Annotated in this window: 13 protein-coding genes; 3 read left to right on the top strand and 10 right to left on the bottom strand. The window is 48.1% G+C overall.

What is annotated here, in order from left to right:
• Positions 1 to 7 precede the first annotated feature (7 nt).
• Entirely contained in the window at positions 8 to 1150 is a 1143-nt protein-coding gene (locus COP04_RS03680; protein WP_100486746.1) for an ABC transporter permease, read from the top strand.
• 36 nt (positions 1151 to 1186) lie between these two features.
• Here COP04_RS03680 and COP04_RS03675 read toward each other — a convergent pair whose 3' ends face one another.
• On the bottom strand, positions 1187 to 1918 hold the full coding sequence (locus COP04_RS03675; RefSeq protein ID WP_100486745.1) for a uracil-DNA glycosylase: 732 nt from the start codon (positions 1916 to 1918) through the stop codon (positions 1187 to 1189).
• 57 nt (positions 1919 to 1975) lie between these two features.
• A complete protein-coding gene (locus COP04_RS03670) occupies positions 1976 to 3550 on the bottom strand; it encodes a bifunctional metallophosphatase/5'-nucleotidase (RefSeq protein WP_100486744.1) in 1575 nt (524 codons plus the stop codon).
• Between the two features lie 240 nt (positions 3551 to 3790).
• On the opposite strand from COP04_RS03670, the gene COP04_RS03665 reads away from it, so the two are divergent.
• Positions 3791 to 5812: a penicillin-binding transpeptidase domain-containing protein gene (locus tag COP04_RS03665; protein WP_100486743.1), complete on the top strand. Its 2022-nt coding sequence runs from the start codon at positions 3791 to 3793 to the stop codon at positions 5810 to 5812.
• A gap of 218 nt (positions 5813 to 6030) precedes the next feature.
• On the opposite strand, the gene ptsP is transcribed toward COP04_RS03665, so the two are convergent.
• The 3 genes from ptsP to pfkB form a co-directional block, all read right to left on the bottom strand.
• Complete coding sequence (gene ptsP / locus COP04_RS03660; protein ID WP_100486742.1) at positions 6031 to 7749, bottom strand: phosphoenolpyruvate--protein phosphotransferase; 1719 nt, start codon at positions 7747 to 7749, stop codon at positions 6031 to 6033.
• A 265-nt stretch (positions 7750 to 8014) separates the two neighbouring features.
• On the bottom strand, positions 8015 to 9925 hold the full coding sequence (locus tag COP04_RS03655) for a PTS fructose transporter subunit IIABC (protein WP_100486741.1): 1911 nt from the start codon (positions 9923 to 9925) through the stop codon (positions 8015 to 8017).
• Positions 9926 to 10104: 179 nt separating this feature from the next.
• Entirely contained in the window at positions 10105 to 11016 is a 912-nt protein-coding gene (gene pfkB, locus COP04_RS03650; RefSeq protein WP_100486740.1) for a 1-phosphofructokinase, read from the bottom strand.
• 434 nt (positions 11017 to 11450) lie between these two features.
• On the opposite strand from pfkB, the gene COP04_RS03645 reads away from it, so the two are divergent.
• Positions 11451 to 13034 carry a putative polysaccharide biosynthesis protein gene (locus tag COP04_RS03645; protein ID WP_100486739.1) on the top strand — a complete coding sequence of 528 codons (1584 nt, stop codon included), beginning with the start codon at positions 11451 to 11453 and terminating at the stop codon, positions 13032 to 13034.
• A 322-nt stretch (positions 13035 to 13356) separates the two neighbouring features.
• Here COP04_RS03645 and qoxD read toward each other — a convergent pair whose 3' ends face one another.
• The 5 genes from qoxD to COP04_RS03620 form a co-directional block, all read right to left on the bottom strand.
• Positions 13357 to 13674: a cytochrome aa3 quinol oxidase subunit IV gene (qoxD, locus tag COP04_RS03640; protein ID WP_100486738.1), complete on the bottom strand. Its 318-nt coding sequence runs from the start codon at positions 13672 to 13674 to the stop codon at positions 13357 to 13359.
• A 1-nt stretch (position 13675) separates the two neighbouring features.
• Positions 13676 to 14305, bottom strand: coding sequence for a cytochrome aa3 quinol oxidase subunit III (qoxC, locus tag COP04_RS03635; RefSeq protein WP_100486737.1), 630 nt, complete (start codon positions 14303 to 14305; stop codon positions 13676 to 13678).
• Positions 14305 to 16269 carry a cytochrome aa3 quinol oxidase subunit I gene (gene qoxB / locus COP04_RS03630; protein WP_100489509.1) on the bottom strand — a complete coding sequence of 655 codons (1965 nt, stop codon included), beginning with the start codon at positions 16267 to 16269 and terminating at the stop codon, positions 14305 to 14307. The genes qoxC and qoxB overlap by 1 nt, the downstream gene beginning before the upstream one ends.
• A 2-nt stretch (positions 16270 to 16271) precedes the next feature.
• Positions 16272 to 17213 carry a cytochrome aa3 quinol oxidase subunit II gene (qoxA, locus tag COP04_RS03625; protein WP_100486736.1) on the bottom strand — a complete coding sequence of 314 codons (942 nt, stop codon included), beginning with the start codon at positions 17211 to 17213 and terminating at the stop codon, positions 16272 to 16274.
• A gap of 373 nt (positions 17214 to 17586) precedes the next feature.
• The gene (locus COP04_RS03620; RefSeq protein ID WP_100486735.1) at positions 17587 to 18696 is read right to left on the bottom strand and encodes a LysM peptidoglycan-binding domain-containing protein; all 1110 of its coding nucleotides are present in this window, start codon (positions 18694 to 18696) and stop codon (positions 17587 to 17589) included.
• Between the last annotated feature and the right edge of the window lie 99 nt (positions 18697 to 18795).

The raw sequence follows: 18795 nt of genomic DNA, 5'->3' as shown, positions 1-18795 counted from the left end.
TTAAAAAATGAAGAATGTTATGCTCAAGGAATTCAAACTGATGCTAAGAGAAAGAGGCAATGTTTTTTTTCTGCTTATTTTACCACTCCTTTTTATCGTCGTGTTCGGATCGATCTTCAGTCAGGCGGGTTCGACTTCCATCACCATTCATGTGCATGATCTTGACCATACCGCCGCATCACAGGCATTAGTAAAACAGATGGGCCGGCTGAAGGGCTTTACAGTTAAAAAGGAGAACGGTCAATCCGTTGCCTCACAGGTAAAAAAGATCGGCGACGGCAGCCTATCCTCTCTCGTCGTGATCGACAAAGGTTTTGAGACAGGCCTTCAGAAAGGCGGCGTGGCGGTCCGTTTCTACCAGGACGGCGCGCAGGCTAGTTCCACAGCGCCTATTCAGGCCATTTTACAGAATATGTCCAACCAGTACCGCGAGCAGAAGCTGGCGCAGACACTTGGTGCCCACGGGTTGAATCCGGCACAGATCAAACAAACGCTAGCCGCGCCGATTCATATTCAGACGATTACGGAAAACGGGAAACATGTTGATTTCATGTCTCAGATTGTACCCGGTTATACCGTTATGTTTGTTTTCTTCATTATGATCTCGATGCTCCAGCGATTTTTCAAAGAACGCGATTCCGGTATGATCGCCCGCCTGCAGGGAACCCCTCTTCGTTCAGCAGGCTACCTGACCGGTATGTGGATTCCACCCTTTGTTTCAGTCCTGATCCAGTGTACTGTGCTCCTCCTTGTCGGACGCCTTTTCTATGGACTTCATCTTGGCAATCCGATCGCTATATCTCTGATTGTAGTCTGTCTGGCATTCTGTGGCACCGGGCTCGGGCTCGGACTGGCCATGATCGTCCGGAGCCAAAATCAGGGAATCGGGATCACACAGCTGATCACGATGGGCGGAGCTATTGTTGCAGGATTATGGTTCCCGTCCGATTTGCTCCCTTCATTCGTTCAGAATATCGGCTATTTCACACCTCAATACTGGGCAATGCAAGGCTTTCAGGACGTCATGATCCGGGGCACTGGCCTGAGCGCCATCTGGGTGAATCTCCTGCTTCTGATCCTGTTCGGAATGTTCGGTCTGGCTGTCGCTCTACTGCGCTTCAAACCTTTTATCCGCACGGCCGCCCATTAATTTTTCATCATAAATGAAATATCCCGTAAAAAGGGTTTACCCTTTCTGCGGGATATTGTTGTTTGCCCCCTCATTCAGCGGCACTTTTGGCTCCTCTACAGAAATCTGCCAATGAATCGGCTCCTCATCTGCTGACTCCAGATAGCGGTTGGCCCGTGAAAACGGATGGCTGCCGAAAAAACCGTACCGTGCTGAAAAAGGACTCGGATGCGAAGACTTAATGATAAAATGCCGTTCATTAGTAATCAGCTCTTCTTTCGCCTGAGCGTTGCGCCCCCAGAGAATGAAGACAATCGGCGTTTCGCGTTCATTCAGGTCGCGGATTACCGCATCAGTAAACTGTTCCCAGCCCATGCCTTTATGCGAGTTTGCTGCGCCGCGCCGCACCGATAAAACGGTGTTGAGCAGCAGCACCCCTTGCTGCGCCCATTCGATCAGACAGCCATGATGCGGGATTGGACAGCCAAGGTCATCATTCAGTTCTTTGAAAATGTTCTGGAGTGAAGGCGGCTGCGGCACACCAGGTTTGACAGAGAAACTAAGACCATGTGCCTGTCCCGGTTCGTGATAAGGGTCCTGGCCGAGAATAACCACTTTTACCTTTTCGTATGGTGTATACTTCAGCGCATTGAAGAGATCATACATATCCGGATAGACGGTCTTCGTCGTGTATTCCTGCTTAAGAAATTCTCTCAACTTCAGGTAGTAATCTTTATGAAATTCAGGCTCAAGCAACGGTTCCCAGTCATTAGTTAAAATATGCTTCAAACTCCTGCACCTCTATTTTTATTGAAATTCATATTTTTTGATGCGGACTTCTCGGAATCAGCAGATCAGCTTCCAGTTGTTGTTGACTTCCGCCTTGATGACTTTTTTCTCAATGATTTCATTCGCCATGATTTCGGTAACGTCAACCGGGACATCTTTGACCACCGGCTTATTGCGGAACATGAGGTAATCACCCCCGCCGCTCGAACGGTAGTTGTTCATTACCACATCATACTGCCCGTCCATCGCTACCGGATCACCATGGTATTCGAGTTTTATAATCCGGCTGCCGACAGGTTTCGATAGGTCAATCATATAGTTAATGCCTTCCCACATATCATAATTGTAGTACTGCGGTTTCGGCGTCGTAAAGGTGTCGCTGACTTCAACGGGACCACCTGTGTAACGCTTAAAGAAAGACGCCGACCGTTCAAGCGCTTCAAGCATGTCGCCACCGCTGATGCGGATTACTTTCAGCGTGTTCGGATAAATATAATTCGACACAATATCGCGCATTGATACGTTCACCGGGAGTCCCGGTGATTCATTATTAAACAGCGCCGTTAACGATATATCCACCCCTGAAGCCTTCATTTGCATTCGATTGATGAACTCGATCAGCGGATGTTCCTGCATGCGCACTTCCATCGGATCCCGCACCAGCATATCACCGTCAATCCTGCCCAGCGGACGATCAAGCCAGTCCTGGGCATCTTTCTCATAGTGATCCGTCAGCTTGAGCAGTTCCCTGTCTTCGACAATTCCGTTGACCGGCAGCAGTTCTGATTTTTTCCCGCTCACCGTCCAGTGAACACCGTCTTTTTTCAGATCCAGCGTCACTTTTCCTAAATAGGCCCCATTGCAGCCCGGCTGGACGACCGTCACACCGTGGATTTCCGCTCCGCTGATTCTCCGATGCTGATGGCCGGAGAGAAGCACATCCAGATCGGACACCTCCATGCAAAGCTGATAGCCCTGGTTCTCTCCAGTCAGCATTTCGGTCGGTTCACCTGTTTCAAGATCACGTTCGAAACCGCCATGGTAAGAAATCACAACGATGTCTGCTCTCTCCTTGCCCTTCAGATACGGAACCCATTCTTTTGCCGTTTCGACGGGATCCGCAAAGTACATGCCTGTAATATTTTCCGGCTTTTCCCAGATTGGTATGTATTTTGTGATCAGCCCAAGCACCGCGACGCGAAACCCCGGTTCATAAGTTTTAATGATATAGGGTTTACCGAAATAGGGTTTACCCGTTTTTGTGTTGAGTATATTGGCTGCGAGCCACGGAAATTTGGAATCATGCACCGCATGTTCCGTAGCCTCCCGCCCAAAGTTAAATTCATGGTTGCCGAACACGGCGCAATCGTAGCCGAGCCGGTTATCGAGCACCGCCATCGGATTCGGCCGCCGCTGATCAAAACGTGCATAATAATAGAGCAGCGGTGTTCCCTGAATCATGTCTCCGTTATCAACCAAAAGGCAGTCCGGGCATGCAGCTCTTTCACGGCGGATCAGTGTCGCGACTTTTCCAACACCGACCTCACGATAACTGTTATCCGCGTAATTGATCGGATAAATGCTTCCGTGAACATCGCTAGTTTCAAGAATGACTAGTTTCATTGTATCCATGATTGCTGCCTCCGTCCTTATTACATACTATCATTTCGCGCTGATTCTGTGGACAAGTAATCAACCGTTGCTTCTAAAAATACTCATATCCTGCGGGCATTTTTCTTTTTTTCGATAAAAAAGCGCATCTTTCCACATGATGCGCCAGAATCACTTATAATTAAAAGAAGTGATCTAGTGATACAACCTTGTCACAGCATTATTGTGAGGTTTCACCACTGAAATTTTGGAGGTGTCCTAATGAAGTTTCGAAAGTATTCCGTATTGACTGTCCTATTTTTATCTGCTCTGTTCCTGCTTGCCGGCTGCGGCGGCAAGCAGCCGACCGCGCAGGACAGGCTCAAAGACTACGTCAAAGCCTGGCAGAAGCAGGACTTTTCAAAAATGTACAGTTACCTGTCCCAGGCTTCGCAAAAAACGATCAGCAAGACCGACTTTGTTTCCCGCTATCAAACGATTTATAGCGGGATTGAGGCTGGAAATATGTCGGCAACGGTCCACGCTCCAAATAAAAACAAACCTTCATCTGTGCCATTCAAAGCGACGCTGGACACGGCTGCCGGCCCTGTCGCCTTCTCACAGACCATCCGGCTCACGCAGCAGAAATCCAAGAATCAGGAAAATTGGTATGTTAACTGGCAGCCTTCTCTGATTTTGCCGGGCATGAAAACCGGAGATAAAGTCCGGATCGATACGATCCCCGCAAAACGCGGCGAGATCCTTGACCGCAATGGCAACCCGCTGGCTATGGACGGAACTGCCGCGCAGATTGATGTGGTCCCCGGCCAGCTGGGCACGGGAGCCGGCCGGACAAAAATCATCAACCAGCTGGCAAAAATGCTGGGTGTGACCGGGCAGCAAATCGAAGCCGCCATGAAGGCTTCCTGGGTTAAGTCCGACACCCTCGTCCCGATCAAAACCATCAGTGCGGCCAATCCCGGACTGGTCAAGCAGGCCACCCAGCTGCCCGGTGTTTATAAAACAACTGTCGCCAGCAGGGTTTACCCGGACGGTCAGGCCAGCGGGCATCTAACGGGCTACGTCGGACCGATCACGGCAGATCTGCTTAAAGCCCACCCAAACCAAGGCTACACGGAGACTTCTGTCATTGGCAAAACCGGTCTGGAACAGCTCTATGAAAAACAGCTGCGTGCCCAGGACGGCGCGGTGATTCATCTGCTTGACGCTTCAGGAAACGAAATCCAAACGATTGCTCAAAAGGCACCGAAAAACGGGCAGAACATTCAGCTGACGATTGACAAAAATGTGCAGGATGCCTTGTACAACCAGCTGAAAAACGATGCCGGTTCGGGCGTAGCCATTGATCCGAAAACCGGCGATATTCTCGGCCTGGTCAGCGCCCCTTCGTACGACCCGAACGCTTTTGCGCTGGGCATGTCGTCCAGCGATTATAACAAACTGAGCAGCAATCCCAAACAGCCGCTTCTGAACCGCTTTACCGAGGCAACCGCGCCCGGATCGACGTTCAAGCCGGTCACAGCCGCCATCGCGCTGAGCCATCAGGCCATAAATCCGAATGCCAATGTGGCCATCAGCGGCACCCAATGGCAGCAGGACAAGTCCTGGGGCAATTATTATGTCACACGAGTGGATCATGCACCCAGTGTCAATCTTGAATCCGCGCTCTATCGGTCGGACAATATTTATTTCGCACAGACTGCGCTTAAGATTGGCGGTACGACTTTTGCCAACGACAGCAAAAAATTCGGGTTTGGCGAGGCTCTGCCGATTCCTTATCCCATGCAGCCATCGACCATTTCCAATAATGGAAAACTCGACAGTGCGATGCTGCTGGCCAATTCCGGTTACGGGCAGGGACAGGTCACTGTAAATCCGCTGCATCTGTCTCTGATCTATTCGGCATTTGTCAATAACGGCAGCATGATCATGCCGCGGCTAATCAAAACAAATGCTGCCCCAACCATGTGGAAGAAGAATGTGATGTCTCCTGAGACCGCTCAGCTGCTGAGCAATGATCTGGCCCAGGTTGTCGACAATCCCGCCGGGACAGCTTACAACGCCCGGATTAACGGGCTTCCGCTCGCCGGGAAAACCGGCACAGCCGAATTCAAGCAAACACAAGGTACAACCGGCCGGGAAAACGGCTGGTTCGTCGCTTACAATACGAATAACCCTCAATTACTTGTGACCATGATGGTCGAAAACACGCAGAAATTAGGCGGCAGCGACTACGTCACACCGAAAGTTAAAACAGTTTTTCAGCAAATACTGCACAAATAAGAACTGAGGTTAAAAACTCCGGGAAGCTAGGCCTCCCGGAGTTTTTTTGTACTATCTGTTGAATGCCGCTGTTTCTTTTGCCCATGGTTCGATCCCTTAAGCGCTATATAGATCGTTTAACGGGTAGTTTTATCCACAAGTCGGTATTAATAATTTTCTAGACAAAAAAAACCAGGACGGAAATCCAGTTAGATTTCCATCCCGGTTTTTATTTAAAATCAGTTCATTTTTTCTTTAACATATTCAAGTACTTCTTCAGCTGTATCCATATTCAGGAAAGCTTCTTTGTGTTTGGACAATTCCTCTTTGGAAAGTCTGAGCAGCTGGCTTCTAGCCGGCAGGATTGAAGTGGCGCTCATGCTGAATTCATCGAGCCCAAGTGCGAGCAGTACAGGAATGGCTGTCGCATCTCCAGCCATTTCACCGCACATGCCGGCCCAGTGTCCTTCCTTGTGAGCTGCATCAATGACACGGCTGACGAGACGAAGGATCGACGGGTTAACCGGCTGATAGAGATAAGAAACGTGCTCGTTCATCCGGTCCGCTGCCATTGTATACTGGATCAGGTCGTTCGTGCCGATGCTGAAGAAGTCGGCTTCCTTGGCGAAACGGTCTGCCAACACAGCAGAAGCAGGAATTTCCATCATCATGCCGACCTGAATCTCATCGGATACTTCGGTGCCTGCAGCAACTAGTTTATCTTTTTCTTCAAAAAGAATCTTCTTAGCTTCACGCAGTTCGTTGATCGTCGCAATCATCGGGAACATGATGCGCAGTTTGCCAAATACGCTGGCCCGCAGCAGCGCGCGCAGCTGAGTGCGGAAAATATCCTGGCGTTCCAGACAAAGACGGATGGCACGGAATCCAAGGAAGGGATTCATTTCATGAGGAAGCGGCAAATATTTCAGCTTCTTGTCGCCACCGATGTCCAGCGTGCGGATAACAACCGGCTTGCCGTCCATCTTTTCAAGAACTTCCTTATAGGCATCGAACTGCTCGTCTTCCGTCGGCAGTTGATCACGCCCCATATACAAGAATTCAGTCCGGTAAAGGCCAATGGCTTCGCCGCCATTGTTTACAACACCGGTTACGTCGCCCGGATTGCCGATATTAGCGCCGAGAATAACATGCGCGCCATCTTTAGTTTTTGTGGATTCATGAACGAGCTTTTTCCATTCTTCCTGCTGTTCTTTGAATGCAGCAGCCTTGCTTTTGTATTCTTCAATTTCAGCTTCTGTCGGATTAAGGATGACTTCGCCCTTCAGACCGTCGACAATGGCAATCTCGCCTTCCTTAGCCGATGCCATTACGGTTTTTGTACCCACGACCGCCGGAATTTCCATCGACCGGGACATGATCGCCGAATGGGAGGTACGGCCGCCGATGTCCGTTGCAAAGCCTTTGACATATTTCCGGTTCAGCTGAGCCGTATCGGAAGGCGTCAGGTCTTCGGCAATAACAACTGTTTCTTCAGTAATACTTGACGGTGTTGTAAATGAAACGCCGAGCAGATGGGCAAGCAGGCGTTTGGAAACATCGCGGACGTCGGCAGCCCTTTCTCTCATGTAGGCGTTATCTTTCATGCTTTCAAATGTCTGGACAAAGAATGTCGAGACATCCTGCAGCGCGGATTCTGCACTGATTCCTTCATCGTCAATCTTGCTGCCGATCGCGCCGACAAATTCAGGATCGCTCAGAAACATCAGATGAGCAGCGAAGACTTCAGCCTTGTCTTTTCCAAGTTCCCTCTCTGCTGTCTCTTTAATCGCCGTCAGTTCTTTTTTTGAAACTTCCAGTGCATCATTCAGTTTTGCCTTCTCTGCTTCCTTATCACTGACTGTTTTTCTTTCAAAAGACAGATCAGGATTCTTCAGAATAAATGTTTTGGCAATAGCAATACCTGCCGAAGCAGCAATACCTTTAATCTTTTCCGTCATTGTTCTGTGTCACCCAGCCCTTCAATATAAAAATTTCAACGATTCCATATCGCTTTCTCATCAGATCATGCGGATATCTTATTGCGCTCCAAGTCCCAGCACCTTATTAAAGCGCTTTTTCAAAGTGTCATTCAAGCTTCTTTGATGCGCTCCGAATACATAACACCAACTATTATAGCAACTGTTCACTCATTTTGAAAGCGAGTACAATGCTTTTTGCAGGTTTTGTCACAATTTGTCGGGCTATTCTACGCCCGGACAAGGCTCAACCTTCAGCAGGCTGTTTCTCAGCCAGAGGTTTTTTCCATATTCCATAGGTCAATGCGGTTATCAGCGAACCGATAACGATGGCCAGCGCATAAAGGAGCGGATTGCCGTTCACGAGCGGAATAACAAAAATGCCGCCATGCGGAGGACGCAGGCCAATATGGAACAGTAGCGCCAGACCGCCGGCAATCGCCGATCCAATCGTTGTCGAAACAATGACACGGATCGGATCGGCGGCTCCAAACGGAATCGCGCCCTCGGAGATAAAGGCCGCTCCGAGAACGTAAGCCACTTTACCGGCATCTCGCTGAGCACGGTCAAATTTATGAGCAAACAGTGTCGTTGCCAGAGCCATGCCAAGAGGAGGAACCATGCCACCGGCCATAACGGCCGCCTGCGGGTAAAAATTTCCGGCGCTGATCATCGCAATGCCGAACGTAAAGGCAATTTTATTAAAAGGGCCGCCCAGATCGATGCCCATCATGCCGCCCAGAATCAGTCCGATCAGCACAAGATTGCTGGTGCCAAGGCTGCCGAGCCAGTGGGTCATCGCTTCAACAAACAGACTGATCGGCTGATTGATTAAAAACATCAGTATGCCTGTCACAAAAATGCCGAGCAGGGGAAAAATCAGCACTGGCTTTAATCCATCCAGAGACTGCGGCCATTTTCTAAACAGCCATTTGATCAGCTGTACAGTATAGCCGGCAAGGAAACCGGCAATCAGACCGCCGAGGAAACCGGCGTTGCTTGTCAGAGCCATCAGGCCGCCGACCATCCCGGGAGCAAGCCCCGGACGATCCGCAATGCTCATCGCGATAAAGCCGGCCAAAATCGGAATCATCAGATACATCGCATTGCCCTGACCGATGAAACTCAATAAAGTTGCAAAATTATGCACGCCGCTCACTGCAGTGACCGGTTTCAGTTCAATTTTCATAAAAGAAGCAATCATATAAGAGATGGCGATCAAAATCCCGCCGCCGACAACAAATGGCAGCATGTAAGTGACACCATTCATCAGGTTTTTATAAATGTCGAGCTTTTTTCCCTCGGACTGCGCTGCGGTATGCGTCTCACTGCCATCCCCGGCATAGACCGGTGCCTTGCCGTCCAGCACTTCGCGGATCAGTTCCTCCGGCTTGCGAATACCATCGGTGACAGGCGCCTGAACCAGAGGTTTCCCTCTGAAGGGCTCAACATCGATCTTGATACTGGCAGCAACGATGATGCCCTTGGCTTTTTCAATTTCATCAGGCTGCAGCCTGTTCTTGATCCCCGTTGATCCGTTCGTCTGCACCTTGATTGAGACGCCCATTTCTTTAGCTTTTTGCTTCAGAGCGTCGGCTGCCATATACGTATGGGCTATCCCTGTCGGGCAGCCGGTCACAGCCAGGATCTCGTAGCCTTTTTCTTTATCTGCAGGCGTTTCTTCTGCAGCAACATTTTTACTGACCGCTTCCTGCTCATCAAAAAGGCCAACAATTTCTTCAGGTGTAGTAGCAGTCATCAGCTTTTCCCGGAAGTCCGGTTTGATCAGGAAAGTGGAAAGCGTCGACAGTGCCTCAAGATGAGTCGCGTTAGCGCCTTCCTCAGCCGCAATCATGAAAAACAGGTGTGCCGGTTTCCCGTCCAGCGACTGAAAATCCACACCTTCTTTGGACCGCCCGAATGCGATAGCCGCTTCCTTTACTGCGACAGTTTTCGAGTGGGGTATTGCGACTCCGTCTCCAATACCTGTTGTGCTCTCGCTTTCACGTTTGTCAATAGCCGTGCGGTAAGCTGCCAGGTCATTTAGTTTGCCCGCACGTTCCAGCGTCTGCGCCAGTTCATCAAGCACCTCTCTTTTCGTCGTGCTCTTCAAGTCCAGATTAACAGTCGCTGCTGTTAACAAGTCAGTGACTTTCATGCCTTTGTGCTCCCCCTTGTTTCATTTAGAAGGTGTTAAAGAAAGCTGGCGGAAGCCGGGTCGCTGACACCGGCGGAGCCTGGGTTCACTAACACTGTATACTGTTAAGATTTTTAAACTTTATTATGGTGTCTTGCTAGACTTTTTCTGTAGATCATGACTGGTGCTTTAAAAGATCTTCAGATATTCGTTACTGTGATCTGAGGAAGCACTTCTTCCACTTTCTCCTTCGTGCACAGATCGACCGAGAAAGCTGTTGCGCTTCCGGAGGCTGCGCCCTTGCGGAAAGCCTGGCGGAAGTTGCCGTTGACGGCATATTCTGACAGAAAGCCGCCGACCAGCGAATCCCCGGCACCGACCGAGTTCTTCAACTCACCCTTTGCGGGCGGAGCAAACAGGTATTCATCTTTGTCTATGTAGATGGCGCCTTTTCCGCCCATGGACACGATGACATGTTCAATGCCGCCGTCAACAAGTTTCTTTCCATATTTTTTCACATCATCAAAAGATTCCACTGTCACACCGAAATATTCGCCCAGTTCATGATGGTTTGGTTTCACAAGGAACGGTTTTGCCGTCACAACTTTTTTGAAAGCCTCACCGCTTGTATCCGCGATCACCTTGACTCCGCTGCCGCTTACTTTTTCAATCATGTCCTTATAAATGGTGACCGGCAGAGTAGCCGGCACACTGCCGGAAAGGACAAGAATGTCTTTGTCCGTCAGCTTTGCCAGCTTCGCGAACAGAGCATCGAGCTGTGCATCGGTAATTTGCGGAGCCACACCGTTAATTTCCGTTTCCGTGTCACTTTTCAGCTTGACGTTGATGCGTGTATCGCCGTCCACCGGAACGAAGTCCGCTTCAATGCCTTCTTCAGCCAGTTTGCCCGTAATAAATTCACCTGTAAAACCGCCGATAAAGCCCAAGCATTTTGAAGTCAGTCCGAGATGTTTCAAAACTCTTGAAACGTTGATTCCTTTTCCACCCGGCATTTTCCTGTCTGCCTTGACGTGGTTCAGTTCACCGGCCTTAAAATGATCAACCTGCAGAAAATAGTCAATGGCCGGATTCAATGTGCATGTATAGATCATGAGTGATCAACCCCTAATCCTTTTATTATTTGTTCACTGCAATATTTAATTGAAGAGAACGGATTCATTTATTAAAGTGACGATCTTCCCGTATTGTCTGCATGGTATACGGGTTCATACGGTCTTTGTGGCCATTTAACGTCCCTGCCGCAAAAACACCTTCTCAATTTTATAATTATATAGTTATAAACCTTCATTATCAATCATAATACATCAAAATCTGCCACAAAGCACCCTTATCACAATCGGTTTTTCACGGGGCCGCTTTGCGGCCATGATAAAAGGAATTAGCTCAAGCGCCTATTTTTCCTATCTTTCTTTATGGTCGGAAAAAGCATACAATTTAAAAAGCGGTTTTGATCCTTGAGCCGGAACCGTCTCAGCAAACAATAAGGTTTTAGTGAAACTATCTATCTGTTCAGGAGCGTTCATACATGACTGTATCAAAAATGATCAGAGGAACAATGATCCTGACCATTGCTGCCTTTGTATCAAGAATTTTGGGTATTTTATTTGTGTTTCCATACCACGCATTAACGGGTGACGACGGGGTAAACCTGTATCAGTATGCCTATACTCCCTATGCGATCATGCTTACCATTTCGACGATGGGACTTCCACTTGCTGTATCTAAATTTGTATCTAAATACAATGCGATGGGGGATTATCAGGCCGGGAAGCGCCTGTTCAAATCAGGCATTGTAATTATGACTGTGACTGGGCTTATCGGCTTTCTAATAATGTTTTTGGGCGCACCGGCGCTCACTTCTCTATATGGATTTAGCACTAGTTTTTATCCGCAGGTTGTGCTTATGATACGTGTCGTCAGTATCGCTATCCTTGTTGTTCCAGTGATGAGTTTGATACGCGGTTATTTTCAGGGTTTTCAGTCGATGGGACCGTCGGCCGTTTCACAAGTCGCAGAGCAGATTTTCAGAGTTGCTTTTATTTTAATTGGCTCGTTCCTGACCATCAAAGTCTTTAACGGCACCGTTCTGACGGCAGCGGCAATTGCCACTTTTGCCGCTTTTGTCGGTTCAGTTGCCGGCCTGTACGTCATGCTGCATTACTGGGTTGTCAGGCGCCCTTATCTGCAGAAAATACAGCAAAATACAGTGGACAGACGTTACAAAATGCCTTATAGGACGATGTACAAGGAACTCGTTACTTATGCTTTTCCCTTTGTAGCAGTTGGCCTTGCGATGGAGTTGTATCAGCTGACCGATCAGCTGATGGCCTACCATTACTTTGAATACAGCCAAAAAATAATAAAAGTAATTAACGCAGACTTAACCATGAATGATCAGAAGATGGTTTTGATACCTGTGGTTCTAGCCATATCTCTTGCGTCCAGTGCTATACCCGCAATCATTACTTCTTATTCAAAAGGAGACATTGACGATGTTCATCATAAAATTACCCAGGCGTTTGAGCTCGTATTATTTTTAACCATTCCTGCCTCAATCGGACTTTCTTCTCTGGGATATATGATCCATAGTTTTTTCACTCTGAAGCCAGCGGAATTACAAATTGGAGGACAGATCCTCACTTGGTATGCGCCCTCCGCCGTCCTATTTGCACTCTTTCAGGTTACTGCTTCTATCCTTCAAGGTATCAATCATCAAAAGGTGACTCTAATCAGCCTGGGTGCCGGGATTGTTGTAAAAATACTGCTTAATCCGACTTTCATGAGGACTTTCGGCATCATCGGCCCTATTTTGGCAACAGATATTGGCTACGTTCTGTGCATTCTCATTAACATTATTGCAATAAAAAAAGCAACCGGTTACCGGTTTTCACTCCTCGGAAAACAGCTGATGCATATTATCGTGTATACTGCAGTCATGGTGCTCATTATAAACATCATCTTCTACTTGTCCGGGGGCCGCGTTCCCCATAGCAGAAGTTCCGCCGTTATTGTGATCGTCATTTGTGTCCTTGCCGGAGCATCTGCCTACTTTGGTTTGGCAAAATGGACCGGTCTATTAAAAAAAATGACCGATCGTTTTCGAACTTAATAAAAGTACTGAGCAATCTATTTTGTATTTCCATCGAATTTTAATCTAAATTCGCTCTTATAAAGTGCTGTACGCATTTTAATTGGGAGCAAAAGTTTCAGCTTCATTGATATCCTCCTCATTTCCATTGATAAACGATTTGAATTCTTTTCATTGATAATGTTTCTAAATCCATTGATATAACTCCCTGAGGGCAAAGGCATCAAGCATTACAGTCTGTGACGCCTAAAATTTGTAGAGCAGAAAAAAGAGCCGCCTTTTATTTAGCGGCTCCGAACTTTACATGTCATCTATTTCAAACGTTTTAAACAGGTTGCTTGTATTACAGCTGATAAGCCAGAATCCACAGCGTCCCACCGACAACCGCAAAAGCGACGTAAATGCCGAAAACGATACCCAGAATCTGATGAATTGGCTCCGTCCCTTCGGTCACGTGCATAAACATGAACAGCTGAATGAACGCCTGAAAAATGGCAAGAGCGACAATGATCGCAATCGTTGGCTGTACGGGCAAAAGGTGGCCGACTGCAATCCACAGAGCCAGAAAAGTCAATGCAAGGGAGAGCAGCAGTCCGATGACCTGTTTCCATGGGAAACCCGCGTGTTCCTGTTCACCAATTTGATTTTCATTTTCATGCATGTTACATCACCCACCCTGTCAAATATACTGCGGTAAAGATGAAGATCCAGACCACATCAAGAAAATGCCAGTACAGCCCAACGATAAAGGCTTTCCGTGCCGTTACCGGCGTAATGCCGCGTCTGGCTAATTGAATCAATATACCGGCGATCCAGATAATACCCAATGATACGTGGCAACCGTGCGTGCCCAACAGGACAAAAAATCCTGAGAGAAACGCGCTCGTCTGAAGTGTGGCGCCTCTGTGGGCTGCATACGTATAAAATTCATTAGCTTCAAGCCCGACAAAGACAAGCCCGAGAATAATGGTTACAGTCAGCCAGAAGATCAGCCCCTTAGTGTTATGACGCCGAAGTTCCAGTGTACTGAGTCCGCACGTAAAACTGCTGACCAGCAGAACGAGTGTTTCCGCCATAACAGGACCGACTTCAAACAGATCTTTGGCAGTCGGCCCTCCTCCAGTATGGCTCTTCAAAACAAGGTACGATCCGAACAGTGTGCCGAAAAGCACGAGCTCAGCTGCAAGGAACAGCCAGAATCCGACAATGCGGAGGTCTCCTTCTTCGGTTGTATATTCCAAGGGCATATTTTTTCTGCTTTTTGCATCTAAACTCAGCGGTGATTCCGCCATTATGATAACCTCCCCGCAGCGCGTTCCGTCCGCTCAATTTCTTCAACAGGTATGTCGTGTTCATCATCGTAGACAAATGAACGCGCGATCAGGCAGGCCGCGACACCAATCAGCCCAGGAATCGCCATCCAGAACCACCAGAAAACAAAGCCAAATCCGGCAATAAACATAAAGGCCGACATGATAACCGGAATGCCTGAGTTATTCGGCATTTTGATCGGTTTGAACGGCGGCAGAGGTTTCGCTTTACCTTTCCGTTTTTCTTCTTTCTTCGCTTCAAAAGCATCCCGTGTCGAAACGGTCGGAATATGAGCAAAATTGTATTCTGGTGCCGGTGAAGCGATCGACCACTCAAGTGTGCGACCGTCCCACGGATCGCCCGTCGTATCCCGTTTCCCTTTAATTGCACTGGACACGATGTTCCAGGCCATGATCAGGAAGCCAGCGCCCATACCGAATGCACCGATCGTCATAATGAAGTTTATTGGCCCCCAGCCAAGCCCGGCTGGATAAGTATACATGCGACGCGTCATTCCCATCAGGCCAAGGAAGTACATTGGCATAAAGCAAACGTTAAAGGATATCATAAATACCCAGAATGCCCATTTGCCCTTTTTTTCATCAAGCAGATAGCCGAACATTTTCGGCCACCAGTAATGCAACCCGCAGAAAATACCAAACACTGTACCGGCAATCAATGTACTGTGGAAGTGCGCAACAAGAAAATAACTGTTGTGATACTGGTAATCAGCTGGTGCCATCGCCAGCATGACACCGGTAACGCCGCCAATGGTAAAATTAGGAATAAACGCGAGTGCCCAGAGCATCGGCGTGGTAAACTCGATTCGCCCTTTGTTCAGAGTGAACAGCCAGTTGAATATTTTCACACCGGTCGGAATCGCGATCAGCATCGTCGATATTGAGAAGAAAGCATTGACCGGCGCTGTGTTGCCCATTGTAAAAAAGTGATGCAGCCAGGTGATGAAGCTCAGGAATGAGATAGCGATCATCGACCAGACCATCACCGCATACCCAAACAGCGTTTTATGTGAAAAAGTGGCAATAACATCCGAGAAAATACCGAAAACCGGCAGCAGCACAATATAAACTTCCGGATGCCCCCAGAACCAGAACAGGTTCGCCCAGAGCATCGGCGAACCACCGCTCGCAATCGTGAAAAAGTGGGCGCCGAACAGGCGATCGATCGTCATCAGGGCAAGCGCCACTGTAAAGGCCGGAAAGGCAAAGATGATAATGACCGATGTGATCAGAATCGACCAGCTGAACATCGGCATTTTAAAAAGCTTCATGCCTGGTGCGCGCATTTTCAGGATGGTCACAAGGAAGTTGATTCCTGTGGCCAGTGACCCAATGCCTGAAATCTGTACGGCAAGTACGTAATAATTCTGTCCGACCCCGGGATTAAGTTCAATACCCGCATAGGGTGCATAGCCGGACCAACCGGCATCCGGTGAACCGCCGATGACAAATGACAGGTTGAATAACATCGCTCCGGCAAAGAAAAGCCAGAAACTTACCGCGTTCAAAAAAGGAAAAGCGACATCGCGCGCGCCGATCTGTAGCGGCACGGCAATATTCATCAGGCCGAAAATAAATGGCATAGCGGCAAAAATAATCATGATTGTACCGTGTGTCGTAAAAACCTGATTATAGTGTTCCGCGTCCAAAAAGTGCATATTTGGCAGTGCCAGCTGCGTGCGCATCATTAGCGCATCAACCCCGCCTCTGAAAAGCATTAACAGGGCGGCAAGGATATACATAATGCCAATTTTCTTGTGATCGACCGTAGTCAGCCATTCGTTCCACAGCCATTTCCACTTTTTAAAATATGTCAGGACAGCCACGATAGCAATTGAAGCCAGAGCGATCGAAGCATCCGCGCCATAAATCATCGGATCGCCCGTGACAAAGAAATGCCCGAGAAAAGTTGTTATCGAATTCATCATTATTTCTGGCCCCCCTTCCCGCCGTTATCCATATTCATGCCGGGCATTGAATCTGTATTCACCGGTTTGCCCGACATCAGCGCATCCATCTGTGCCTTATTCAGATCTCTCCCGACAATATCTGCATAGGATGAAAACGTCTCAGGCTTCACTGTGCCTGGTTCCAGTAACTGCATATATTTCACGTGCGTCAGAGCAGGTTTATAATTTTTCACACTGCTGACCCAGCTGTCAAAATCGCTTGCCGACTGCGCCTTAACAGTAAACGTCATCTGAGCAAAATCACGGCCCGAATAATTCGAACTTCTGCCTTCGTAATTTCCCGGTTTATCAGCCTGCAGCCAGAGTTTCATGGGCATATCGGTCATCGTATACTGCTGACCGCCAAGTTGCGGTACCCAGAAAGCGTTCATCGCGTCATAAGCATGTAGTTGAAATTTGACCGGCGTACCTGCCGGAATGACGACATAATTAACAGTTTCAATTTTCTGATCCGGGTAACGGAACAGCCACTTCCACTGAACTGAAGTCACATCAATGGTCAAAGTTTTACTGCCATTCAATGCTGCCGGAGCAGCCGCCGTCGCCTTCGGAGGCTGGTTCAGCGCGAACAGCGTCCTGACCGTCGGCACGGCAAGCAGAATACAGATCAGAACCGGCACGATCAGCCAGACTACTTCGAGCTTGCGATTGCCTGTGTCATTCGGATCATAACCCGCGTTTCTTTTGCGGCCGAATCTTACAAGTACATAGATAAAAATAATGAGGACAATCGCTAAAACCAGGCTCATCATAATCAACGACCAAACAATCAGATGATATTGTTCGCGGGCTACCGGTCCCTGCGGATTCAGCACGACAATCTTATCTGAGCAGCCGGCTAGCAAAGCAAGTAACGGCAGCAGCAGTGCCGCTCTTTTCATTTTGAAGGTTTTCTTCATTGTCTCTCTCCCCCCTTCAGGCTTTTAAAGAAGATACAAGTGCTGGAATCAATTTTGTCAATAAACATTCACATTATAGCATAAACTTTATATATTAACTTAGTTTATAAGTATTTGCTATGATTAATTTAACAAACTTCCTAATTAATATGTTTAATCTCAATAATTCATAAAAAAGGCTCATTTGTTTCACATATTCAACACATTTTAATTATAGAGGATTCAGTTTAAAATATGAAGCGTTTACATTTGGGGGATTAGTCGAAATTACAATCTCTAAGCTTAATATATTTATGAATAAGAAAAAGAAGCCGCTTTTAAACGACTTCTCCACATATTTTTTATAGATTAATGGCTGATTCAAAACATTCATTTATACTGGTATAACCAAATTCTGACCCGGATAAATCAATGTAGAAGAAAGATGATTCGCCCGCATCAGCTTGTTGACGGTAATACCATGCAGTGTCGCAATCGCCCACAGACTGTCGCCGCCTTCAACATGATAGCTGCCGCCATCAGACGATGATTGCGGAGCGCCTGTTTTTACAACGGCCTTAGCTTCAACAGGAATCGAGGCAGATGCCGAACCGGATAACTTCAGTTTTTGTCCCGGATAGATCATGTCTGACTTCAGACTGTTCACATTTTTGAGCGCATTTACCGATGTATTGTGGCTTTGGGCGATCGCCCACAAGTTGTCGCCGCTCTTCACCGTATAAACCGTACCCGTCGCTGAAGAAGGCGAATTGCTGACCGTCGCTGCTGGCTGCACAGCGGCAGCTGACACACTTACCGACGCCGTACCCTGGGCTGCGGCAGAAAGTTTCAGTTTCTGCCCTGGATAAATCATGTTGGACCCGAGACCGTTGGCTGCCTTAATCGCGGCGACTGACACACCGTGGCTCTGAGCAATTGCCCACAGGCTGTCACCGCTCTTCACCGTATAAACCGATGCCAGCGACTGAGAAACCGGCTGGTTGCTTACCTGGACCGGCTGGACGGCGGCTGACGATTGGTTAATCACCCGCCGGGCTGTAACGAATCGCGGTTCCCAGTAACTTTGTGCCCCTCCGCCACTGAAAACATTCGTAATGTGCACACCATAAGTCAGCTCAGAACTGATCATCTGACCGTTGCCGATGTAAATGCCGACATGATTAATGCTTCCATCGAGGTTCGTATCAAAAAACAACAGATCCCCGGGCTGCAAACCGCTTCTGCTGACTTCAACACCCTTCGTTGCCTGCTCCGCCGCAGTCCTTGGAAGTGTTATTCCCGCCGCTTCCTGATAAATCATCTGTGTAAAAGAAGAACAGTCAAATTCAGTCGTTGAAAACGCGGGGGCTCCATAAACATATTGGGCACCCTGGAACTTATCGGCCTGGTTAACAACCTCCTGGCCAGTTGCCGCAAGAGCTTCCTGACCGGTCACCGAAAGAAAGAATCCTCCGGCAAGTGCTGCCGGAATTATTTTCTTCATAAAAACCGCCTCCTGAATCGCGCTCATCATTTCATCTACCAATCATCTATGTACTAAATTCGCGTTTTTCCCTGTTTCTTTTATCCTAACACCATTTTG

Origin of the sequence: Sporolactobacillus pectinivorans, assembly GCF_002802965.1 — a bacterium.
Taxonomy (GTDB): Bacteria; Bacillota; Bacilli; order Bacillales; family Sporolactobacillaceae; genus Sporolactobacillus; species Sporolactobacillus pectinivorans.
This window is presented reverse-complemented; position numbering and strand designations above follow the sequence as displayed.